Source organism: Streptomyces sp. CA-179760, assembly GCF_050937045.1.
GTDB lineage: Bacteria > Actinomycetota > Actinomycetes > Streptomycetales > Streptomycetaceae > Streptomyces.
This window is the reverse complement of the sequence record NZ_JBNJLZ010000001.1, coordinates 9,190,408-9,213,653: the sequence shown is the minus strand read 5'-3', so window position 1 is coordinate 9,213,653 and position 23,246 is coordinate 9,190,408. Positions and strand designations below refer to the sequence as shown.

Genomic DNA, 23,246 nt, shown 5'->3' with positions numbered 1-23,246 from the left:
CTCACGGCCCCTGCACTGTCATGTCCGCCGGACAGGCACGTTGACATCGTCGATGTTGATGTGGCCCCAGCCGCCCGTCGCCTGGTCGACGACCTCGACGTAGACCCGTTCACCGACGTGGGCCGCCAGGTCGAAGACGACGCGGCGGTACTGCTCCGCGCCGCGACCTGTCTCCTTGGCGAGCACCTTGCCGTCGCTGGCGCGGACGACGGCCGCGTAGAGATGGTCGGGGTCGTTGCCGCCCGAGACGAGCAGGTCGACCGCGCCGTCTCCGCCGAGGACGACGGTGGCGGAGCGGAGTACGCCGGCGGCGGCGTCACCGCCCGCGTCCGGGTTGAAGCCCCACAGGTGGTGGCCGGCCGGGTCGTCCTCGGTTTCGGCTTGGTAGAAGGGTCCGCCCCAGCCCCAGTCGGTGCGGGTGGTCACGTTGGCGTCGCTGAAGGCGCCCGAGACGACGGTCCAGCCGGTGAGGTCCCCGGTGGCGAAGTCGTGGTTGGGGAGCGCGTCGACGTTCGTGGGGCGTGGCGGGGCGTAGGCGGCAGGGGCGACGGCGGTTTCGTAGGCGCCGTTCATGCGCCAGACGTCCAGGGAGATGATCTGCGCGGTGCCTCCCTCGGCGGTCAGCCGCAGGCCGGTGCCGTCCCTGCGGGTGGGGTAGACACGGCTGGTGAGGCTGTTGGTGCCGTTGATGTACGCCTCCAGCATCGAGCGGTCGAGTAGGACTCTCAACTTCAGCCGCTCTCCGTCGAGTCCGACCGTCCCTCCGTGGACGCCCTTGCGTACGTCCGGGTCGAGGCTGGAGCGGCTGCGGTCGATGGAGAAGCGGTGTTCGGTCGTGTCGTAGGAGAGCAAGGTCTGTTCGCTGCCGTCTGCGCTCGCCCGCACGGTCAGGGTGAAGGTGGTGGCGTCGCCCGGGTCGATGACGGCCTCGATGTCGAGCATGTCGCCTGAGACGTCGGCGAGTCGGCGGTTGGCGTCCTCGATCGAGGTCTGCCGGATCCGGGCGAGCTGCTTGCCGCGCAGGCGGGCCGCCTCGGCGATCGGTTCGACGCCGAGGGTGCCGTCCGGGCGGAGCGAGACGCTGACGGGCATGCCGGCGTTGTGTGCCCAGCCGGACTGGGCGTGCTGCTGTTCGCTGCGACGGTCCTGGGTGATGCTGAAGAGCACGGAGCGGCCGTCGGGGGTGACGAATCCGGACGGGCCGGTGAAGTGCTCTCCGAAGTCGAACTCGCGGGGCTTGTCGTGGTCGGGTGTGAAGCGGCAGGTGGCCTTGTCGAAGGTGCCGATCCAGTAGTAGGTGTGCTTGACGGCATTCGGGTTGAACGCCTCCCACCAGGGGCTGACCAGCAGGATCTGCTTGCCTGTGCGCTAACCCTTCGGACCGGGCAGGGGGAGGAGGACGGGCAGCTCCCACACCTCGCCGGGTTCGGGGACGGTGGCGAGGTCGTTGTGGTGCAGGGGGCCTCGGTACTTCCACGGTCCCTCGGGGCGGCGGGCGGTGTAGACGAGTGCGGTGCCGCCGTACTTCTTGGTGATCTGGGTGCCGTTGTAGTCGACGATGCCGCTGCCGACGAGTTGGTACCAGGTGCCGTCCTCCTCCCAGACGAACGGGTCGCGGAAGTTCTCCGCCCACGCCGTGCCGGGGCCGGCCGGGAGACTGGCTGGGGCTTCGGTGACCGGCTCTGACTTCATCGTCCAGTCGGGCAGGTCCGTGTCCCGGTCGGTCTGGTAGGAGGACACGGCCATGCCGGTGCGCTGACGGTAGGGGAGGCGGTCGTCGCCGCCGGTGAAGAAGAGCACCGGGCCCCGGTCGCCGTCGACGTGCGCCGAGCCCGACCAGCAGCCGTCCGGCCCGACCGATTCGGCGGCTGGTGCGAGGGCTATGGGCATGTCCCGCCAGTGCACCATGTCGGTGCTGACCGCGTGCCCCCAGTGGATCTGGCCCCAGTACGGGCCGAGCGGGTCGTGCTGGTAGAAGATGTGGTACTTGCCCTTGAAGTACACAGGCGCGTGCGGTTCGTTCATCCAGTGCCAGGGCGGCAGCATGTGGAACTGAGGGCGGTGCCGGTCACCGTCGAAACGGGCCCGGTTCAGGGTCATCTCCGGGCGGGGCACACGGTGGCCGGGGAGCGCCGCGAGTCGCTCGGCGTGCTCGCGCCGCGCGGTCGAATCGTCCAGGCTGCCCGGGCGGATGACGAGGCTGTCCATCAGGCCCATGTACATGTTGGCGTGGAACTCGCCGTTCAGCAGTGTGGGGCGGTTGTGCCGGCCGATCAGCAGCGGTTCGGCCGAAGCCAGTTGGGGCGCCTTGTCCGGAGTGGTGGCAGTTCCGATCAGTCGGCCGTCGCGGTAGAGGCGCAGTTGCCGGGTGTCCGGGTCGTAGGTGGCGCCGACGTGGGTCCAGCGGCCCTTGGCGGCGGGCTGGTCGGCGGCTCCCTTGACCTCGATGAGGTCGGTGCCGAAGCCGAGTTGGAAGACGATCTGCCCGAAGCGGCGCAGGCCGAGCAGGAAGCCGGTCTTCGCGTCCGGGTCGTGCTGGTTGACCAGGGCCTGGGGCTTGCCGTCGATTCCGTGCTCGTAGGCGTACGGGGCGATCCAGGCGTCGACGGTGACGCCCCCACTGAGGTCGAACTTGCCGGGGCCGTCTGCGGTGACGACCGTGGAGTACCCGTCGAAGTACAGCGCCCGGCCGCTCACGCCGCGGCGCCGTACGGGATCGCTGTGGGGCTTGTAGCGGGCGTCGGTGAAGACGTACGCGATGGGGTCGGCGGAGCCGGCGACCGCCTCGCGGGCGACCGTGCCGGTGCGCTCGTCGAAGTCCCAGCGGGCAGTGGGGCTTTGAGGACCGCGCCGTTCCTGGGCGGCGGCGGGGGTGGGAGCGAACGACAGTGGTACGACGGCGCCGCCGATGACGGCGGACACAACAGTGAGGGCTGTTCTTCTCCTCATGGCTGACTCCTGGGTGGTGCGCGGCAGGGCCTGACGCCGTGCCAAATCGGTTTAACCGGGTGGCTCGGCATCGTTCGCGGGCCGCTCCTGCTAACGCAAGGGCTAATGCATACCGTTTTCCTGCAGCGTCACCTAGTTCCCCCACAAACCAGCACATAAGGTCACCGTTTCCCATTCGATGCAGCCGGAGTGTTGACATCAGGCCACAGGCAGCTCACTCTCGTCGCAACTTGCTAATCCGATTTAACAACGGAGCTGAGCCGCCATGTCTGAACGCCGCGTGACCATGGCCGACGTCGCCCGCAAGGCGGGCGTCTCGCCGACGACCGCGTCGTTCGCCCTGTCCGGCCGCACCGACATGCGCATCTCCGACGCTTCCCGCGAACGTGTGCTGGAGGCCGCGCGGGAGCTGGGCTACCGCCCCAACGTCACCGCGCGCAGCCTGCGGACCAAGTCGACCCAGACCATCGGGTTCGTCTCCGACCAGGTCACCACGACGCCCTTCGCGGGCGACGTGATCCGCGGTGCGATGGAGGCGGCGCGGGAGCGGGACAACCTGTTGTTCATCACGGAGGCGGGAGGCGACCGTGATGCCGAGTCGTCGCTGGTCCATGCTCTGCTGGACCGGCAGGTCGACGCGGTGATCTACGCGTCCATGTTCACCAGGTACGTCACTCCGCCCAAGGAGCTGTTCGGGCGCCGGGTCGTGCTGCTGAACTGCCTGGCCCCCGGCTTCGACGCGCCGTCCGTCGTGCCGGACGAGCTGGAGGCGGGCCGGGACGCGGCCCGTGCCCTGCTCGCCGCCGGTCACACCGAGGGCATCTGGGCGATCGGCGGCCACCAGGCCGTTCCGGCCACGCCCGAGGGGATCATCGCCGGCAACGAGCGGATGCGCGGCCTGGAAGAGGTCCTGCGGGAGGGCGGCACGCGCCTGACCGATGTCATCGAGTGTGACTGGGACACGCGCGACGGCTACCGGGAGGTGTCCGAGCTGCTCGCGGCGGGGCACCGTCCCCGGGCGCTGGTGTGCCTGACGGACCGGGTGTCCATGGGCGCGTACCAGGCGCTCGGCGAGGCGGGTCTGTCGGTGCCGGGTGACGTGTCGGTGGTCTCCTTCGACGACCAGGACATCGCGGCCGTCCTGCGCCCGGCGCTCACCACGCTGAAGCTGCCGCACTATCAGCTCGGTCGTCTCGCCGTGGAGCTGATCCTCCGCACAGGGCCGCTCGAAGCAGTCGTACACCGTGTGCCCATGCCGCTGCAGGAGCGTGCCTCCATCGGTGCGCCCGGTGCGGGCTGACACGGCACACCCGTAGACGGTTGTCCCGCCACCCGGACGAGACCCGGGCGGCGGGACGACCACCAAGAACAGCGACCGTGGCAACCGGTCGCCAGGGCGGGTCCGGCAAGACCCGTCTCAGTGAGATGGAGGAACCTCGTGGTGTTCAGAACCAGGCGCCTCGCTGGTGCGAGTGTAGCCGTCGCGGCGGCGACCGCGCTGGTCGCCGGCTGCGCGACCGGAAGTGGCAGCGGCTCGTCCGGAGCCGACGGCGACACGATCACCTTGTGGACGCACAACGCCGGCAACTCGGCCGAGCTGGACGTCGTCAAGAAGATCATCAAGGATTTCAACGGGTCCCAGGGCAAGTACAAGGTCAGGCTCCAGGCGTTCCCGCAGAGCGACTACAACAACTCCGTCGTGGCCGCCGCCTCGGCCCGCAGGCTGCCCTGTCTGCTGGATGTGGACGGCCCCAACGTGGCGAACTGGGCCTGGGGCGGCTACCTCGCCCCCATCGATGTGTCCGGCAGCGACGTGCCGCTGTCCGACCAGTTGCCCAGCACTGTCAGCCGCTACAAGGACAAGGTCTACGGGTTCGGCTTCTACGACGTCTCGCTGGCCTTGTTCGCCCGCAAGTCGGTGCTGAAGGACAGCGGCATCCGCATCCCGACCCTCGGCAAGCCGTGGACGAAGGACGAGTTCGACGCGGCGCTGGCCAAGCTGAAGAAGAGCGGGAAGTTCCCGTATCCGCTGGAGATGGGCACCGGCGGCACCGGTGAGTGGTGGTCGTACGCGTACTCCCCGCAGCTGCAGAGCTTCGGCGGCGACCTGATCAACCGCGACGGCTACAAGACCGCCGAGGGGACGCTCGACGGCAAGAAGTCCCTGGAGTGGGCGACCTGGTTCCGCTCACTGGTGTCCAAGGGCTACATGGCGAAGAAGTCCGGGGCCGACCCGAACAAGGACTTCCTGGCCGGCAAGAGCGCCATCCAGTGGGACGGCAGCTGGAACGCGGCCAAGAACGCCGAGAAGCTCGGCGACGACCTGGCGATCATCCCGCCGGTCGACTTCGGCGACGGGCCCAAGATCGGCGGTGCCTCCTGGCAGTGGGCGATGAGCTCCAGCTGCTCCAACAAGGACGGGGCGCAGGCGTGGCTGAAGTTCTCCCGCCAGACGAAGTACTTCGTCGATTACGCCAAGGCCACCGGCACGCTCCCCGGCACCGAGGCCGCCGCGAAGCAGGTCGACGGCTACCAGCCTGGCGGGAAGTTCAACGACCTCGTCGAGTTCGCCCGGAAGTTCGCCCTGGTGCGCCCGGTGACCCCGGCCTACCCGTACATCTCCACCGAGTTCGAGAAGGCGGCGCAGGACATCCTCGCCGGGGCCGACCCGAAGACCGCGCTCGGTCGGGCCGCGAAGGACATCGACACCAACCTCAAGACGAACAACGACTACGCCGGCTGACCCGCCCCGGTCCGGTTCGGGCCCCGACCGCGCCCTCCTCGCGCGCCCGAACCGGACCGGCTTCCCCTGGAGCTACCGTGACCACCATGATCGCAGCCCTCGGCCGGCTGCGTCCGGTCCGGCGAACCCGAACGACCAACGCCCGCCGCCGTGAGGGCCTCACCGCCCTCGGCATGGCCACCCCGGCCGTCGCGCTGCTGATCGTCTTCCTCGTCGTACCGGTCGCCCTCGCCTTCGCCCTTGCGTTCACCGACGCGAGGCTCATCTCGCCCACCCCGGCCCGTTTCGTGGGCCTGAGGAACTTCACCCAGCTCTTCGAAGACCCGGTCTTCTACAAGTCCCTGCGCAACACGGCCTACTTCGCCGCTGTCGTCGTCCCGTTCCAGGCCGGGCTCGCCCTGGTACTGGCCCTGCTGGTCAACGCGAAGGTGCGCGGCGTCAACTTCTTCCGCACGGTCTACTTCCTGCCGGTCGTCACCTCGATGGTCGTGGTGTCCCTGCTGTGGACCTTCCTCTACCGGCAGGACGGCCTGGTCAACCGGGTGCTCTCGGCGCTCACCTTCGGCCACGTCCACGGCCCGGACTGGCTGGGCGACCCGACGACCGCGATGCCCGCCATCATCCTGATGTCGGTGTGGCAGGGCGTCGGCTTCCACATGATCATCTGGCTGGCCGGGCTCCAGACCATCCCCGCCGAGCTGTACGAAGCCGCGGACCTCGACGGCGCCACCCGCTGGCACCGCTTCCGCCACGTCACCTGGCCCGGCCTGCGCGAGACCCGCACGTTCGTGCTCGTCACCATCACCATCGCGGCGTTCAGCCTGTTCACCCAGATCCGGGTGATGACGCAAGGCGGCCCCCTCGACTCCACGACCACCGTGGTCTACCAGGCGGTGCACACCGGCTACGACCAGCAGCAGACCGCGTACGCCTCGGCGATCTCGCTCGTCTTCTTCGTGCTCGTGCTGACCGTGTCCCTCGTCCAGCGTTTCCTGACCCGGGAGAAGGACTGACATGACCTCCTTCCTCAAGCACCTCGGCGGTCACGCCGGCCGTGTCGTCCTGGCTCTGGTCTTCGCGCTCCCGCTGCTGTTCATGCTGGTCTCGTCGTTCAAACCGGACGACCAGATCTTCAGCGACCTCGGATCCGTGCGCGCCTTCCTCCCCGTCGGCGCCCTGTCACTCGACAACTACACCGGCGTCTTCGACCGCGTCCCCGCGGCACGGTTCCTGCTGAACTCCGTGCTGATCTCCTCGATCACCGTCATGCTCGGCATCATCGTCAACAGCCTCGCCGCGTTCGCCCTGTCCCGGATGCGCTGGCCCGGCCGCAAGGCTGTCCTGACGGCCGTCATCGCCACGCTCATCGTGCCGTTCGAGACCTTCGCGCTGCCGCTGGTGTGGTGGGTCAACCAGTTGCCGCTGCTCCGCGTCAACGGCTTCCACCTGGAGTGGACGACCGGCTGGATGGACACCTACCAGGTGCAGATCGTGCCGTTCGTCGCGAACGCCTTCTCGATCTTCTTCTTCCACCAGTACTTCCAGAGCATCCCCAAGGAACTCGACGAGGCAGCCATCGTGGACGGCGCCGGCTGGTTCACCATCTACCGCCGCATCGTCATGCCGCTCTCAGGACCGGCCGTCGCCACCGTCGCCATCCTCACCTTCCTGCCCGCCTGGAACTCCTACCTGTGGCCACTCATGGTCGTGCAGAGCGAGGAGCTGCGGCCGGTGATGGTGGGCATCTCCTATTTCTTCCAACTCAACGTCGGCTGGGGCCAGATCATGGCGTACTCCTCCATGATCACCGTGCCGATCCTGGCCCTGTTCGTGGCCTTCCAACGGTCGTTCGTCAACAGCATCGCCTCCACCGGCGTCAAGGGCTGACCGCGCTCCTTCGACTCCCCCACCCGAAAGGACCCTTGCGTGTCCGTCCTGCCCGCAGACCCCCATCTGCCCGTCGCGCACCTGCGCCCGCCCCGCAACTGGATCAACGACCCCAATGGGCTGGCGTACCACGACGGCCACTACCACGTGTGCTTCCAGTACAACCCGTACGGACCGGAGCACGCGAACATGCACTGGGGTCACTTCCGCAGCCCCGACCTGATCAGCTGGGAGGAACTCCCTGTCGCCCTGACCCCCACGCCGGGCGGCGAGGACGCCGACGGCTGCTTCTCCGGCAACGCCGTCTCCGACGGCGAACGGCTCGTCGCCTTCTACTCCGCCTTCCGCACCGACCGCTGGGCACAGCCCGTCACGACAAGCGAGTCCCGGGACAACGGTGTCACCTGGACACCCCGGGGAAGTCTGCTCATCCCCGAGCTGCCCGACGGCGCGACCATGTACCGCGACCCGTACGTATGGCGTGACGCGGGCCGCTGGCGCATGCTGGTCGGCTCCGCCCAGGCGGACGGCCGGGCGGCGGCACTGCTCTACGAGTCCGACGACCTCGAACAGTGGGACTACCGGGGGCCGTTCCTGACCGGGGCGCCGCAGACGGTGGCACCGGACGCCGACACCGGGCTGGGCTGGGAGTGCCCGCAGTACCTGTACGCGAACGGACGCGGCGCCCTGCTCCTCGGCGCCTGGGACCCGGAACTCGGGCCCCGCCGCACCGTGGTCTTCCCCGGCCGCGAGCAGAACGGCCGCTTCCTCGCCGACGCCCCCACCCTTCTCGACCACGGCCCCGACTTCTACGCCCCTGCCCTGCTGCCCGCCCCCGACGGACGGTGGCTGCTGTGGGGCTGGGCCTGGGAAGCCCGTGACCCCGAGTGGGTACGCGAGGCCGGCTGGGCCGGGCTGCTGACCTTCCCGCGCGAGGTGACACTCGCCGAGGACGGCTCCGTACGACAGCGTCCGGCCGCGGAACTCTTCGCGCTGCGCGACGAGCGCGCGGTGACCGCCGCGGGCGAGACCGACGGAACCGCCGTGCTGGGAACGGTAGGCCCGAACTTCGACCTCACAGCCCGCCTGGAACTCAGCACCGCGACCTCGGCAACCGGGCTACGACTGGTCACCTCCGCGGACGGCACCGAGTACCTGGACATCAGGATCGACCCCGACGCGGGCGAACTAGTCGTCGACCGCGATCACGCCTGCCTCGACCCGCGCGCCCACGGCGGCACGTTCCGTGTCCCCTGCCCGGAGGCGAAGGCCTCGGCAGGTGCCCCGGTCGAGCTGCGCCTGGTGGTGGACCGCTCCGTCGCCGAGCTCTATCTGCCATCGGGCCAGGCTCTGACGCTGCGGTTCTACCCCACCGGCCGCACACCCTGGCGGATCGAGGCCCGCTCCGGAGTCGAGGGAGTTCTCGGCTACACGGTCGAGGCCTGGAACCTGCGTCCCTACACCATGCGGTACGCGACCGAGACAAGTGCCGGTTCGACCTTCGAGGACGCCGGTCTCGTCCACCCCTGATCAGGAGCTGGAAGGGGGTCGGATACCCGGCCCCACTCAGATTTCCTGCAGCATGGAGGTTCTGATGCAGCCGGTCGGAGACGTCGTGGAGGGACCACCAGGCACCGGAGCTCGCCTTGTTGACCACGCGGATGTAGCGGGCGGTGGTCGTGGGCAGCTGGATAGAGGTCACCGTGTTGCCGGGGCCGGCGGCGATGGTCTGCCCGTCCCCTTCGTCTTCGAGGCCGTCTCCGGCGGTGAGGCCGCCGCCGCACCGCTGGTCAAGCTGCCCGACCAGGGCGTCCCGGTCGGGCAGGACCTCGTCTACAACGGCGTCCACCTCTGCCTGGGCAACCACGACATCACCGGCTGGCAGCAGGCGGTGGACGTGCTGGCCGCCGAGTCCGGCTACGACACGACCCTGGCGGGCCACGGCCTGCCCACCGGGCCGGAGGTGTACGCGGACGTGCGCCGCTACCTCGCCGACGCCCGTGAGCTGCTCGGCGATGACGGCGACGGGTTCAAGAAAGCGATCGTCGACCGATACCCCTTCCACGTCGGCCCGTTCATCATCGACATCGCCAACCGCTCCCTGTGCGGCGCCACTCACTGATCACGAAGGAACCGACCGGCATGCGGATCACCGTCCTCGGCGCCGAGAGCATGGCCTGCGGCATCGCGACACGTGCCCAGGCGGGCGGGCACACGGTGACCCTCGCCGGCGAGCTGAGCGCACAGGCGACGGGCGACGCCGCCGTACACGTCGGCGACGACTCCGCGGTGGACACCGCCGAACTCGTCGAACTCGCTGTGCCGTTCATCGCCGCCGGCTTTCAAGAGCCGTCCTGATCCACGGGCCGGTGGCGGGAGGTCAGGGCACGGCGACTGGGCGGAGCACCATGAGGGACTCTTCCTGGCGAGCCACCATCGCAAAGGGGAACCTGTCGATTTCCAAGCAGAGATCGACATCGTCCGGGTGGTATCCGCTCCGCAGCCCGGCGGTGAGGTCTGCCGCGGCACGAGATGTCCTCGCGCGGTGGAGATACGGGGCCGCCTCGACATCGCCTCCCGCCATGGATCGACCGATGTACTCGGCACAGGCCAGGTCCTCGTCGGCCCGGCCTTCCTCGCCGGTGACAACGAAGGTCACCGGACCGGAATCCCTGTTCTGCAGGAACCGCGCGGTCGGGCCGGCCACCACGAAGCTCGCGCACAAGACCATCGGCGCGTTCGCGACGGCCAGCGCGCCCACGGTTCCTGCCGTCGTCTTCTGCACCAGAGTGCGGCCGGTGAATTCGCACGACCTGAGCAGGCCAGGTGAGTTCACCGCGTCGAAGCCCGCCGCCGGAGCCCCGTCCTTCAGAGCCAGCCACCCGGAGTGGCTCTCCTTCAGCGCAAGGGCCTCGCTCTCCGTCGAGGCCAGGACGATCTTCTCGACACCGCGCGAGAAGGCCCAGGCGGCCACGGTGAAGGCGCGCATCACGTCGATGACTACTGCGACACGGGGAACGCCGGTCAACTCCGGGATGCCGACGAAGTGATGATCCATCGCACCATTCTGATGCTGCTGAACCATCCGTGGCACCCGATTAAGTGGCTCTGGCGGTTCGGATGATCGAGCGGATCAGTGGGTTGGCATCGTGACGGTTCGAACTGCTCGCTGACGCGCACGGGTACCTTCTCGCCCGCCGTGCGGGGCGTGCGCTCGATGCCGCGATCCATGCCGCGAGGTGGTCGGCGACGTCACGGAAGTACGCGGCCAGCTCCCGGTCCACGCCGGGGACGCACCGCCGAAGCCGCGGGCGCCGTACCGCGCCGGGCCGAGGCCGTGCCACCGCCCCGTCCCGCGCACACCGGCGATCGGGTCGTACCGCTTCGCACGGGCGTCCGGCTCGAAGAGGTGCGCTGCGAGTGGGTCGTGGACGCCACCGGTCGCCGCGCCGCGATCGGCCGTGGGCAGGGCCGGTACCGCAAGCAGGACCGGCTCGTCGCCGTGTACGCGTTGTTCGCGCGACGGCTCCCCGGCCGGCGCAGCGAGGACACCGAACTGGGCACGCTCGTCGAGGCGGTCCCCGGCGGCTGGTGGTACATGGCCAGGGTTCCGGCCGGACGACTGGTCGCACACCTCACCGACACCGGCCTCGCCGGCTGCATGACGTCGGTCCACAGGGCTTCGCTCTACATGACCTCGATGCTGATGATGCAGGTGTCGTCGTCCGTGTCGGACCTGCTGTAGGTCAGCAGGTGGTCGAGGCGCTGGTCGAGGGTGGTCTTCTTGGCGCTGGCGGTCACCAGGAGGTGCTTCAGGGACTCCTCCATGGAGCGGTCCCTGCGTTCCACCAGTCCGTCGGTGTACATCAGCAGGGTGTCGCCGATCTCCAGCCTCATCTCGGCCTCCTGGTAGGTGATGTCCGAGGCGGCGCCCAGCAGCAGGCCCTTCAGCAGGGGCAGGGTCGTCGCCTGACCGTCCCGTACGAGAACCGGCGGCAGATGTCCGGCACGGGCCCAGCGCAGGACACGGCGGGAGGGGTCGTACAGCGCGCAGACCGCGGTCGCCGTCACCGAGTCGGAGAGGTGATGCGCGACGCTGTTCAGCCAGGACAGCAGCTGGGCCGGGCCCGCTCCGGTGACGGCCAGGCCGCGCAGGGCGTTGCGGAGCACGACCATGCTGGTCGCCGCCTCGATGCCGTGCCCGGCGACGTCACCGACACTCAGCAGGATGTGCCTTGAGGGCAGGACCACTGCGTCGTACCAGTCGCCGCCCACGAGGTGATCGGTCTCGGCGGGCCGGTAGCGCACGGCCGTGCGCAGGCCCGGCGCGTCCAGAGGTGCCGCCGTGGAGGGCATGATGGCCTGTTGCAGTTGCAGGGCCAGTCGGTTCCGCTCCGCGGACTGCTGTTCGGAGTGGGCGAGTTGGTCGCGGGTGGCGGCGAGGGCGACCTCCGTCCAGTGCTGGGCCGAGACGTCCTGGTAGGCGCCGCGCACGGCGAGCAGGCTGTCGTCGATGTCCACGACGGGTTCGGCGACCACCCTGATGTGGCGGGTCACCCCGTCCGGGCGCAGCAGGCGGAAGGCCTCCGACGCCGGCTTGCGGTGGTGCAGCACGGTCCGCAGGAAGCGGCCGATGGCGACGGCGTCGTCGGGATGCGCGTGGGCACGCAGTTCCTCGACGGGGGCGGGCCCGTCGGACTCCGCCCTGCCGTAGAGGGCGAACAGCTGGCTGTTCCAGGTGATCTCGCCCGTGACGCAGTTCTCCTCGAAACCCCCGATCCGGCCGAGGCGTTGAGCGTGTTCGAGCAGGTTGGCCAGGCGTGCCACTTCGTCCTCGATCCGCCAGATCAGCAGCACGCTGTCGCCGTGCCGGGTCATGCTGACCTCGGCGACGGACGACAGCGGCACCTGGTCCACGAGCGCGGTGAGTGTCATGTGACCGGCCCGGAACGGCTCGCCCGTGGCGTAGACCCGTTCCAGATGGCTGAAGAGGCCGTTCTCGTCCGCTGCCAGGGGATACGCCTCCAGCAGCAGTGCGCCGTCGACGGTGCTGCGGGGGCGTCCCGCGGGGTCGCGGAAGCGGTGGTTGACGTGGTGGACGCGGAAGTCGGTGAGATGTCCGGTGTCGTCGTCCACCTGGGGGGTGAGCACCAGCGCGGGGTCGTACAGCGAGTCGGCCAGGTCCGCCAGTTCCGACAGGCCGGTCCTGAGCGGAGGTCCGTCGGGCGTCAGGGAGGAGGTCGAGTGGATCTCCAGGGTGTGGGCGCACAGTTCCGCGAGCGCCTCGAACTGCCGGACGACAGCGGGCGGTTGCGCGACCAGGGGGGTCGGCCAGCAGATCTCGAGCACGCCGTGGATCCGCCCGCCCACGCCCGTGGGGACGGCGACTCTTCCGCCCTCGGGGTGGTGCGTGCGGCCGATCGACGGAGGGCCGGCCGCTGCCAGGGACCGGATCCATTCGGTCCTTCGCTCGGTCAGCGCGGTGCGGGCGACGGTCGCCACGCCCGGCGGCACATAGCGCCAGCGCTCCGCCTCGCCCTCGGGGAACCCGGAGCTGCCCGCGAGGGTCAGGGAACCGTCGGCTCCGGCCGCCCAGATCGCCACGCCGGTCGCCCCGAGCGGTTCCAGCGCGTGCTGCAGCAGGGAATCGGCGACGGCCTGGGTGTCCTCGGCGGCCAGGGCGCTGCTCTCCGCTGTGCGCAGCCGTACGGCGGACACGGCGGTTGGCGCGGCGGGCGGGGTGCCCCGGACCGCCGTCGCGAAGTCGACCGCGACTTCGGTCAGGCGGTCGCGTGCCGCCTGGTTGATGATGTCGACGGCCAGTTCGAGGGGGGTCATCGCCGACTGTTCGGCGAGTTCGGCCAGTTGCCGGGCGGCTTCGGCGGGACCGCAGTGCAGGCGCTCGACGAGCACGCCCTTGGCGAGATCCATGAGGGCGCGTCCGTCGGCGGCGGCGTGCGCCGCCTGCACCTCGTGGCGCAGGCGTTCCACCGTGACGGCCAGCCGGCCGACCGGAGAGGTCAGCGGTCCGCCGGGCGGCTCGGCCGCTGGTATGACGTCGCCCCCGGCGGCCGGCGGGCTCTGCACAGCGGCATGCCGTCGCGGCTCATCGTCCCGGGAGGGGTCCCCGGACAGATCATTGCTGCTCACGTGGCCGTTTGCTCCTTCTGACCCGCACACCGTGTGGGAGACGTCGTGATGACGGTGGGTTTCGGCGTCACGTGGACAGCCAGTGCCGCACGCAGGCGATGAGGTCGTTCGCGTCGACGGGCTTCGTCACGTAGTCGCTGGCGCCGGCCGCCAGGCTCTTCTCCCGGTCGCCCGGCATGGCCTTGGCGGTGACCGCGACGATCGGCAGGCCCCGGTACTCGGGCATCTTCCTGATCTCGGCGGTCGCGGCGTACCCGTCCATCTCCGGCATCATCACGTCCATCAGCACGAGCCGGATCTCGGGGTGCGCGGTGAGGATGTCGATGCTCTTGCGGCCGTTCTCCGCGTGCAGCACCCGCAGGCCGTGCACTTCGAGGATGCCACTGAGGGCGAACAGGTTGCGGGCGTCGTCGTCGACGACGAGCACCGTCTGTCCCGCCAGGGTGATGTCGACCTCCGGGGCCCTGCCCAGGCTCTCCTCCATCCGCACGAGCGGCACCACGTCCCCGGGCTGCTCGGCCGACAGATGCAGGGTGATCCGTTCCTTCAGCTCGTCCAGGCTCGACAGCACCTCCAGCGGGCGGTTGTCCGCCCGGGCCTGCAGGGCGGCCTCCTGAGCCGCGCTCGGACGGTGGTTGTTGTGGACGAGGACCGGCACGGTGGCCAGCGCGGCGTCGCCGTCCACGGCCTCGAGCAGTCGTGGGCCCTCGCCGTCGGGCAGATCCATGCTGAGGACCACGCAGTGGCACGGCCCGGCGGCCAGGGCGGAGGCCGCCTCCTGGGCGTCCATGGCGGTGACGATCTCCACGGCGTCGTGCTGATCCCGTGCGGCGCGGCTCTGGTCCAGGTCGGCGACGGCGCTCTCGGCGACCACGGAGAGCAGCCCGCGCACCCGCTCCTCGACGATCAGCAGCCGTCGGGTGTGCGGTACCGGCAGCGCGAGAGCCGTACCCGGGCGCTGCCCCTCGGCCGGCCCGAGGTCGCTGTCGTCTTCCTGCGTCCCGTCCGGCCGGGGTGCGGCGGAGAGGTCCTCGAAGTCGGCGCGCGCCACCGGAAGGTAGAGCGTGAAGGTGCTGCCCTGTCCCGGGTTGCTGTCCACGGTCACCGCGCCACCCAGCAGGTGGGCGATCTCCCGGGTGATGGACAGGCCCAGACCGGTGCCTCCGTACTTGCGGCTCATGGTGCCGTCTGCCTGCTGGAAGGCGCCGAAGATGGTCTCCAGCTGCTGCTCGGGGATGCCGATGCCCGTGTCCTCGACGCGGAAGGCCACCACGGGGCCGCCGCGGTGCACGATCTCGGGTACGTCGTCGTCGGCCGCGGGCTCGATGCGCAGCTCCACGCCGCCCCGTTCGGTGAACTTCACCGCGTTGGACAGCAGATTGCGCAGTACCTGGCGCAGCCGCGCGTCGTCCGTGACCAGGTCGGCGGGGGCGCCCGGGGCCCTGGTGATGGCGAAGGTCAGGCCCTTCTGGGTGGTCATCGGCCGGAAGGTGGCCTCGACGTAGTCCAGGAGGCGGCGCAACGGCACGAGTTCCGGGGCGATGTCCATCTTCCCCGCCTCGACCTTCGACAGGTCGAGGATGTCGCTGATGAGCTGCAGCAGGTCGGAGCCGGCGGAGTGGATGATGCCCGCGTACTCCACCTGCTTCGGCGTCAGGTTCCTGGAAGGATTCTGGGCGAGCAGCTGGGCGAGGATGAGCAGGCTGTTGAGCGGGGTGCGCAGTTCGTGGCTCATGTTGGCCAGGAACTCCGACTTGTACTTCGAGGCCAGCGACAGTTGCTTGGCGCGGTCCTCCAGCTCCTGGCGGGCCTGTTCGATCTGCAGGTTCTTCGCCTCGATGTCCCGGTTCTGCGTGGCCAGCAGGGTGGCCTTCTCCTCCAGCTCCGCGTTGGACCGCTGCAGCTCGCCCTGGCCGGCCTGCAACTCGTCGGAGCGGACGCGCAGTTCCTCGGCCAGTCGCTGGGACTCGCCGAGCAGTTCGTCGGTGCGGGCGTTGGCGAGGATGGTGTTGACGTTGACGCCGATGGTCTCCCTCAGCTGCCCCAGGAAGTTCTGGTGGATCTGGGTGAACCGGGTGACCGAGGCCAGCTCGATGACACCGAGCACCTGTTCCTCGACGGTGATGGGCAGCACCGTCAGCGAGGTGGGGGTCGTCCTGCCGAGCCCGGAGGAGATGGTCACGTAGTCGGCCGGGAGCTCGTCCACGGTGATGGTGCGGCGGCTGCGTGCCGCCTGGCCGATCAGGGTGTGCCCGAGGGGAACGCGCTCCAGGCGGTCGCCGTCGGCGGGAGCGCCGTAGGAGCCGATGAGCCGCAGCTCCACGCCGCTGCCGGTCTCCTCGGCCAGGTAGAACGCCCCGTACTGCGCGGAGACCAGCGGTGTCAGCTCGTCCATGATGAGTTCGGCGACGACGTCCAGGTCCCGGTGCCCCTGCATGAGGGAGGACACCCGCGCCAGGTTGGACTTCAGCCAGTCCTGTTCCTGGTTCGCCTGTGTCGTGTCCCGCAGGGACTCCACCATCGCGTTGATGTTGTCCTTGAGCTCGGCCACCTCGCCGGAGGCGTCCACCGTGATCGACCGGGTGAGGTCGCCCTCGGCGACGGCGCTGGCCACCTCGGCGATCGCCCGCACCTGCCGGGTCAGGTTGCCGGCCAGCTCGTTCACGTTCTCGGTGAGGCGCTTCCAGGTGCCCGAGACACCCTCGACCTCGGCCTGACCGCCGAGCCGGCCCTCGCTGCCCACCTCCCGCGCCACGCGGGTGACCTCGGCGGCGAACGACGAGAGCTGGTCGACCATGGTGTTGATGGTGGTCTTGAGTTCCAGGATCTCGCCGCGGGCGTCGACGTCGATCTTCTTGGACAGGTCGCCGTTGGCGACGGCCGTGGTCACCAGCGCGATGTTGCGGACCTGCCCGGTCAGGTTGTTCGCCATCGAGTTGACGTTGTCGGTGAGGTCCTTCCACGTCCCGGCGACGTTGGGCACCTGGGCCTGGCCGCCGAGGCGTCCCTCGGTGCCGACCTCCCGGGCCACGCGGGTCACCTCGTCGGCGAAGGCGGACAGGGTGTCGACCATGGTGTTGATCGTCCCCGCCAGCGCGGCGACCTCGCCCTTGGCCTCCACGGTGATCTTCTGGGACAGGTCGCCGCGGGCCACGGCCGTGGCCACCTGGGCGATGGAGCGGACCTGCCCGGTCAGGTTGGAGGCCATCACGTTGACGTTGTCGGTGAGGTCCTTCCAGGTGCCGGACACTCCGCGCACGGTGGCCTGGCCGCCGAGGTTGCCCTCGGTGCCCACCTCGCGGGAGACCCTGGTGACCTCGTCGGCGAAGGACGACAGCTGGTCGACCATCGTGTTGATGGTCTCCTTGAGCTTCAGGATCTCGCCCCGGGCGTCCACGCGGATCTTCTGCGACAGATCGCCCTGCGCCACGGCGGTGGTCACCTCGGCGATGGAGCGGACCTGGGCGGTGAGGTTGTCCGCCATGAAGTTCACCGAGTCGGTGAGATCCCGCCAGGTACCCCGCACGCCCTTGACGTCGGCCTGACCGCCGAGCCTGCCCTCGGTTCCCACCTCCCGCGCCACACGCGTGACCTCGTCCGCGAACGCCGAGAGCTGATCCACCATCGTGTTGATGGTGTTCTTCAACTCCAGGATCTCGCCCCGGGCATCGACGGTGATCTTCTGGGACAGGTCGCCCTTGGCGACGGCGGTGGCCACCTGGGCGATGGAGCGGACCTGACCGGTGAGGTTCCCCGCCATGAAGTTCACCGAGTCGGTCAGGTCCCGCCAGGTACCCCGCACGCCCTTGACGTCGGCCTGACCGCCGAGCCTGCCCTCGGTTCCCACCTCCCGCGCCACACGCGTGACCTCGTCCGCGAACGCCGAGAGCTGATCCACCATCGTGTTGATGGTGTTCTTCAACTCCAGGATCTCGCCCCGGGCATCGACGTCGATCTTCTGGGACAGGTCACCCTTGGCGACAGCGGTGGCCACCTGGGCGATGTCACGCACCTGGGTGGTCAGGTTGCCCGCCATGGCGTTGACGGAGTCGGTCAGATCGGCCCAGGTTCCGGAAACGCCCGGTACCTGCGCCTGGCCGCCCAGCGTGCCCTCGGTCCCGACCTCGCGTGCCACCCGGGTCACCTCGGAGGTGAAGAGCGACAACTGGTCGACCATGCCGTTGAACACGGACGCGATCTCACCGAGCAGGCCGCCGGCCTCTTCCGGCAGCCGGGTGCCGAAGTCCCCGTCGCGTACCGCCGTCAGCCCGGCCAGCAACCGCCGCAGCTCCGGCTCCCCCGGCACTGCGCTCGGATCCTGGATCGCGGTACCCGCCTTGTCCATGCTCTCCCTCTCCCCGAACGCCCACCGGCGTTCCCCCACCAGCCGCCTACGAAGGTCTCATCGTATGGCCCGGCCGGCCCGAGACTTGATTCCAGCAAGTATTGTCACGCGACAACGGCTGACGGTCGATCAGCGAGCCTCCCGGTTGGCCGACGCGGCCACGATTCGCCCGGGGCTCCAGCCCTCACCGCCGCCGGACGCCGCGCGAAGCCACGAGGCGCCCCTACCGACGGACGCGCCACGGGGTCGGTACCGTCCGCCCCGATGCCCCCGGGTCCGCGGCTCAGCCGCCCGCACGAGGAGGAGTTACATGGCCGATCGCCGACAGGGAAACCCGTCGGACGACGGCTCCCCGTCGCCGGCACCCGAGGCCCGTCAGGTGGCCACGCACGACACGGTGCGGCTCGCGATGATCATCGTGCTGCTCTTCCTGGTGCAGCGCAGGGGAACCGCAGCCGTGGGGAGGGCGTTCGGCCCCGTCATGATCGCCTGGTTCGTGGCCATCGGCGCTTGCGGCGTCGTCGGCATCACCGACCACCCGGACATCCTCAAGCCGGTGTCACCGACATTTGCGCTGGGCTTCCTGTCCGGCCACCGGGGTACCGTTTCTTCGCCCTGGCCGCGATCGTCCTCGCGGTCACCGGTGCCAAGGCGCTCTACGCATCGAGGTGTAGGAGCCGCCGGCTCCCATCTCTGTCGTTTCACGCCATCAGCTCTTCGCCACGAGTTCCTCGAGGGCGATGTTGAGTTCGAGGACGTTCACGCGGGGCTCACCCATGAAGCCGAGGGTGCGGCCCTCGGTGTGGTCTTCGACGAGCTTGTCGACCTGGGTGACGGGCAGGTCGTTCCTCGCCGCGACCCGGTGGACCTGGAGGTCGGCGTAGTCCGGGGAGATGTCCGGGTCGAGGCCGGAGCCTGAGGAGGTGACGGCGTCGGCGGGGACCTGGGACGGTTCGACCCGGTAGCCGGCCGTGGAGTTCTCCTTGACGACCTTGGCCTTGGCCTCCTCCACCGACTTGATCAGTTTCTCGTCGTCGGCGGAGAGGTTGGTGGCGCCCGAGAGGATCAGCTTGTACTGGGTGTTGATCGAGTTGGTCCCCAGCCCGTTCGCCGGCCGCGGCTGGAAGTAGTCCAGGCTGTACCCCTGTTGGCCGATCAGGGACGAGCCGACGACCTTGCCCTCCGACGTGATCTCGGAGCCGTTGGCCTTGTCGTTGAACAGGCCCTGGGCGATGCCGGTGATGAGCAGGGGATAGAGGACGCCGGTGACCAGGGTCAGCACGAGGAGGGCGCGCAGGCCCGCGCCGAGCAACCGGGCGGTGTTCGCGAAAGAGTTGTTCATGTCCTTCACCACGCTTTCAAGAAGTCACAGCCCGGGGATCAGCGAGATGAGCAGGTCGATGAGTTTGATGCCGATGAAGGGCGCGATCAGCCCGCCGATTCCGTAGACGGTCAGGTTGCGGCGCAGCAACTTGTCGGCGCTGACGGGCCGGTAGCGCACGCCCTTCAGCGACAGCGGCACCAGAGCGACGATGATCAGCGCGTTGAAGATCACGGCGGACAGGATCGCGGAGTCCGGCGAGGACAGGCCCATGATGTTGAGCTTGTCCAGGCCCGGGTAGACCGCGGCGAACAGCGCCGGGATGATCGCGAAGTACTTCGCGACGTCGTTGGCTATGGAGAACGTCGTCAACGCGCCCCGGGTGATGAGGAGTTGTTTGCCGATCTCGACGATCTCGATGAGTTTGGTCGGGTTGGAGTCGAGGTCGACCATGTTGCCGGCCTCCTTGGCGGCCGATGTGCCCGTGTTCATCGCCACGCCGACGTCCGCCTGCGCGAGGGCCGGGGCGTCGTTGGTGCCGTCGCCGGTCATCGCGACCAGCTTGCCGCCCGCCTGCTCGCGCCTGATGAGGGCCATCTTGTCCTCGGGGTGGCCTCGGCGAGGAAATCGTCGACCCCCGCCTCCTCGGCGATCGCCTTCGCGGTCAGCGGGTTGTCGCCTGTGATCATGACGGTCTTGATGCCCATGCGGCGCAGTTCCTCGAACCGCTCCCGCATGCCGTCCTTGACGACGTCCTTGAGGTGGATGACGCCCAGGATCCGTGCATCGTCGAGGTCCTCGACCGCCACCAGCAGCGGGGTACCGCCGGCTTCGGAGATGCGGTTGGCGATCGCGTCCGCGTCGTCGGCGACCGTGCCGCCCCGCTCCTGGACCCAGGCGATGACCGAACCCGCCGCGCCCTTGCGGATCCTGCGGCCGTCGACGTCCACGCCCGACATGCGGGTCTGGGCGGTGAACTCGATCCATTCGGCGTGGGCGAGCTCGCCCTGGTGACGCTCGCGCAACCCGTACTTCTCCTTCGCCAGGACGACGATGGAGCGTCCCTCGGGCGTCTCGTCGGCCAGCGAGGAGAGCTGCGCGGCGTCGGCGACCTGGGCCTGGGTGGTGCCGCTCACCGGCACGAACTCGGCGGCCTGCCGGTTGCCGAGCGTGATGGTGCCGGTCTTGTCGAGCAGCAGGGTCGAGACGTCACCGGCGGCCTCGACCGCACGGCCGGACATGGCCAGCACGTTGCGCTGCACCAGCCGGTCCATGCCCGCGATGCCGATCGCGGACAGCAGCGCGCCGATGGTGGTCGGGATGAGGCAGACCAGCAGGGCCACGAGCACGACCATCGTCAGGTGGGTGCCCGCGTAGTCGGCGAAGGGCGGCAGGGTGGCGCAGGCCAGCAGGAAGACGATCGTCAGTGAGGCGAGCAGGATGTTCAGCGCGATCTCGTTGGGCGTCTTCTGCCGTGCGGCGCCCTCGACCAGGTTGATCATCCGGTCGATGAAGGTCTCGCCGGGTTTCGTCGTGATCCTGATGACGAGACGGTCGGACAGCACCTTCGTCCCGCCGGTGACCGCCGAACGGTCGCCGCCCGACTCCCGGATGACGGGGGCCGATTCACCGGTGATCGCTGACTCGTCCACACTCGCGACGCCGTCGACGACGTCACCGTCGCCGGGGATGATGTCGCCGGTCTCGCAGACGACCAGGTCGCCGATGCGCAGCGCGGTGCCGGGGACCTGCTCCTCGGAGCCGTCGTCCAGAAGACGGCGGGCGGTCGTGTCGGTCTTCGCCTTGCGCAGGGTGTCCGCCTGCGCCTTGCCGCGGCCCTCGGCGACCGCCTCCGCCAGGTTGGCGAAGACGACGGTCAGCCACAGCCAGGCGCTGATCGCCCAGCCGAACCAGTCGCCCGGGTCCTTGAAGGAGAAGACGGTCGTCAGGATCGAGCCGATCCACACCACGAACATCACGGGCGACTTGACCATCACCCGCGGGTCGAGCTTGCGGAAGGCGTCCGGCAGCGACTTGACCAGCTGCTCGGGGTCGAAGAGGCCGGCACCGACCCGGCCCTCCTTGTGACCGGTCGGGACGTCCTGGTGCGGCGCCCGGGCGGGAGTGGCTGTGGACATGGAGTCCTCTTGCTTCGTTACGTCGGTTGTCATGACGCCAGCCCCTCGGCCAGCGGACCCAGAGCGAGTGCCGGGAAGTAGGTCAGACCCGTGATGATGAGGATCGCGCCGACGAGGAGCCCGGTGAAAAGCGGCTTCTCGGTGCGCAGGGTGCCCGCCGTGACGGGCACCGGCTTCTGCTCGGCGAGGGAACCTGCCAGCGCCAGCACGAACACCATCGGCAGGAAGCGGCCGAGCAGCATCGCGATGCCGAGGGTGGTGTTGAACCACTGCGTGTCCGCGTTCAGCCCGGCGAACGCCGAGCCGTTGTTGTTCGCGGCGGACGTGTAGGCGTACAGGATTTCGGAGAAGCCGTGCGCACCGCTGTTCGTCATCGAGTCGGCCGGGGTCGGCAGCGCCATCGCGAAGGCGGTGAAGACCAGCACCAGCGCCGGGGTGATGAGGATGTAGCAGGCGGCGAGCTTGATCTCGCGGGTGCCGATCTTCTTGCCCAGGTACTCGGGTGTCCGGCCGACCATCAGGCCGGCGATGAACACCGCGATGACCGCCATGATCAGCATGCCGTAGAGGCCGGTGCCGGTACCGCCGGGTGCGATCTCGCCCAGCATCATGCTCAGCATCGTGATGCCGCCGCCCAGCCCGGTGAAGGACGAGTGGAAGGAGTCCACCGCACCGGTGGAGGTGAGTGTGGTCGCCGTCGCGAAGATCGAGGAGGCCCCGACGCCGAAGCGGACCTCCTTGCCTTCGGTCGCACCGCCGGCGATGTCGAACGCCGGGCCGTGGTGGGCGAACTCGGTCCACATCATCAGTGCCGTGAAGCCGATCCAGATGGTGGCCATGGTGGCGAGGATCGCGTAGCCCTGCCGAACCGAGCCGACCATGACACCGAAGGCGCGGGTCAGCGCGAACGGGATCAGCAGGATCAGGAAGATCTCGAAGAGGTTCGAGAAGGGCGTCGGATTCTCGAAGGGGTGGGCGGAGTTGGCGTTGAAGTAGCCGCCGCCGTTGGTGCCGAGCTCCTTGATGGCCTCCTGCGAGGCGACCGCGCCGCCGTTCCACTGCTGCGAGCCGCCCGTGCTGTGCCCATGGAGGAATTGGCCGACCTCGTGGATGCCGGAGAAGTTCTGGATCGCGCCGCACGCCACCAGCACGATCGCGGCGACCACGGACAGCGGCAGCAGGATCCGGGTGACACCGCGCACCAGGTCCGCCCAGAAGTTGCCCAGCTCACCGGTGCGCGAGCGTGCGAACCCGCGCACCAGCGCCACCGCCACCGCGATGCCGACGGCCGCCGAGACGAAGTTCTGCACGGCAAGACCGGCGGTCTGCACGACGTGCCCCATGGCCTGTTCGCCGTAGTACGACTGCCAGTTGGTGTTGGTGACGAAGGATACGGCGGTGTTGAAGGCCTGGTCGGGGTCGATCGCCGCGAAGCCCAGTGAACCCGGCAGCACGCCCTGGAGGCGCATCAGCAGGTACAGGAAGAGCACACCGATCGCCGAGAAGGCGAGGACGCCACGCAGATACGCGGGCCAGCGCATCTCGGTGTCGGGGTCGGCTCCGATGCCCTGGTAGATCCACTTCTCGACCCGCCAGTGTCTGTCGGAGGAGTAGACCCGGGCCATGTAGTCGCCCAGGGGGACATAGGCGAGCGCCAGCGCCGCCATGAGGGCGAGCAGCTGGAGTACACCGGCCAGTACAGGTCCCATGGTC

General features: G+C 69.2%; 13 protein-coding genes and 4 pseudogenes. 9 read left to right on the top strand and 8 right to left on the bottom strand.

Features of this window, described 5'->3' with window-relative positions:
- Positions 1-18: 18 nt before the first annotated feature.
- On the bottom strand, positions 19-1,092 hold the full coding sequence (locus tag ACQEV8_RS41660; protein ID WP_432973382.1) for a GH32 C-terminal domain-containing protein: 1,074 nt from the start codon (positions 1,090-1,092) through the stop codon (positions 19-21).
- A pseudogene (locus ACQEV8_RS41655) lies at positions 1,072-2,949 on the bottom strand (LamG-like jellyroll fold domain-containing protein); the annotation flags it as partial. The pseudogene ACQEV8_RS41655 and the gene ACQEV8_RS41660, both read right to left, overlap by 21 nt.
- Positions 2,950-3,214: 265 nt before the next feature.
- On the opposite strand from ACQEV8_RS41655, the gene ACQEV8_RS41650 reads away from it, so the two are divergent.
- From ACQEV8_RS41650 to ACQEV8_RS41620, 7 genes and pseudogenes are all read left to right on the top strand, one after another.
- Complete coding sequence (locus ACQEV8_RS41650) at positions 3,215-4,249, top strand: LacI family DNA-binding transcriptional regulator (protein ID WP_432971912.1); 1,035 nt, start codon at positions 3,215-3,217, stop codon at positions 4,247-4,249.
- A gap of 138 nt (positions 4,250-4,387) precedes the next feature.
- Entirely contained in the window at positions 4,388-5,692 is a 1,305-nt protein-coding gene (locus tag ACQEV8_RS41645) for an ABC transporter substrate-binding protein (protein ID WP_432971909.1), read from the top strand.
- Between the two features lie 86 nt (positions 5,693-5,778).
- Positions 5,779-6,705, top strand: a complete 927-nt coding sequence (locus tag ACQEV8_RS41640) for a carbohydrate ABC transporter permease (protein ID WP_432971906.1) — start codon at positions 5,779-5,781, stop codon at positions 6,703-6,705.
- Between the two features lies 1 nt (position 6,706).
- Entirely contained in the window at positions 6,707-7,579 is an 873-nt protein-coding gene (locus ACQEV8_RS41635) for a carbohydrate ABC transporter permease (protein ID WP_432971903.1), read from the top strand.
- A gap of 39 nt (positions 7,580-7,618) precedes the next feature.
- Positions 7,619-9,109 carry a glycoside hydrolase family 32 protein gene (locus tag ACQEV8_RS41630; protein WP_432971900.1) on the top strand — a complete coding sequence of 497 codons (1,491 nt, stop codon included), beginning with the start codon at positions 7,619-7,621 and terminating at the stop codon, positions 9,107-9,109.
- Positions 9,110-9,314: 205 nt separating this feature from the next.
- Positions 9,315-9,701 (top strand): annotated as a pseudogene (locus tag ACQEV8_RS41625) (MBL fold metallo-hydrolase); the annotation flags it as partial.
- Between the two features lie 20 nt (positions 9,702-9,721).
- Positions 9,722-9,937, top strand: coding sequence for a hypothetical protein (locus ACQEV8_RS41620; RefSeq protein ID WP_432971897.1), 216 nt, complete (start codon positions 9,722-9,724; stop codon positions 9,935-9,937).
- A gap of 22 nt (positions 9,938-9,959) precedes the next feature.
- On the opposite strand, the gene ACQEV8_RS41615 is transcribed toward ACQEV8_RS41620, so the two are convergent.
- Positions 9,960-10,637: a 2-phosphosulfolactate phosphatase gene (locus ACQEV8_RS41615; RefSeq protein WP_432973379.1), complete on the bottom strand. Its 678-nt coding sequence runs from the start codon at positions 10,635-10,637 to the stop codon at positions 9,960-9,962.
- A 279-nt stretch (positions 10,638-10,916) separates the two neighbouring features.
- Here ACQEV8_RS41615 and ACQEV8_RS41610 point away from each other — a divergent pair, with 279 nt between their 5' ends.
- Positions 10,917-11,324 carry an NAD(P)/FAD-dependent oxidoreductase gene (locus ACQEV8_RS41610; protein WP_432971894.1) on the top strand — a complete coding sequence of 136 codons (408 nt, stop codon included), beginning with the start codon at positions 10,917-10,919 and terminating at the stop codon, positions 11,322-11,324.
- Here the strand turns inward: ACQEV8_RS41610 and ACQEV8_RS41605 are convergent.
- Both ACQEV8_RS41605 and ACQEV8_RS41600 read right to left on the bottom strand, forming a co-directional pair.
- The gene (locus ACQEV8_RS41605; RefSeq protein WP_432971891.1) at positions 11,267-13,729 is read right to left on the bottom strand and encodes a SpoIIE family protein phosphatase; all 2,463 of its coding nucleotides are present in this window, start codon (positions 13,727-13,729) and stop codon (positions 11,267-11,269) included. The genes ACQEV8_RS41610 and ACQEV8_RS41605 overlap by 58 nt on opposite strands.
- Positions 13,730-13,796: 67 nt before the next feature.
- Complete coding sequence (locus ACQEV8_RS41600; RefSeq protein ID WP_432971888.1) at positions 13,797-18,074, bottom strand: HAMP domain-containing protein; 4,278 nt, start codon at positions 18,072-18,074, stop codon at positions 13,797-13,799.
- Between ACQEV8_RS41600 and ACQEV8_RS41595 the strand changes: the two are divergent.
- Positions 18,073-18,612 (top strand): annotated as a pseudogene (locus tag ACQEV8_RS41595) (KUP/HAK/KT family potassium transporter); the annotation flags it as partial. The gene ACQEV8_RS41600 and the pseudogene ACQEV8_RS41595 sit on opposite strands and share 2 nt — an antisense overlap.
- Positions 18,613-18,783: 171 nt before the next feature.
- On the opposite strand, the gene ACQEV8_RS41590 reads toward ACQEV8_RS41595, so the two are convergent.
- The 3 genes and pseudogenes from ACQEV8_RS41590 to kdpA form a co-directional block, all read right to left on the bottom strand.
- A complete protein-coding gene (locus ACQEV8_RS41590) occupies positions 18,784-19,416 on the bottom strand; it encodes a potassium-transporting ATPase subunit C (RefSeq protein WP_432971885.1) in 633 nt (210 codons plus the stop codon).
- A gap of 24 nt (positions 19,417-19,440) precedes the next feature.
- Positions 19,441-21,533 (bottom strand): annotated as a pseudogene (gene kdpB / locus ACQEV8_RS41585) (potassium-transporting ATPase subunit KdpB).
- Between the two features lie 29 nt (positions 21,534-21,562).
- On the bottom strand, positions 21,563-23,242 hold the full coding sequence (kdpA, locus tag ACQEV8_RS41580; RefSeq protein ID WP_432971882.1) for a potassium-transporting ATPase subunit KdpA: 1,680 nt from the start codon (positions 23,240-23,242) through the stop codon (positions 21,563-21,565).
- Positions 23,243-23,246 lie beyond the last annotated feature (4 nt).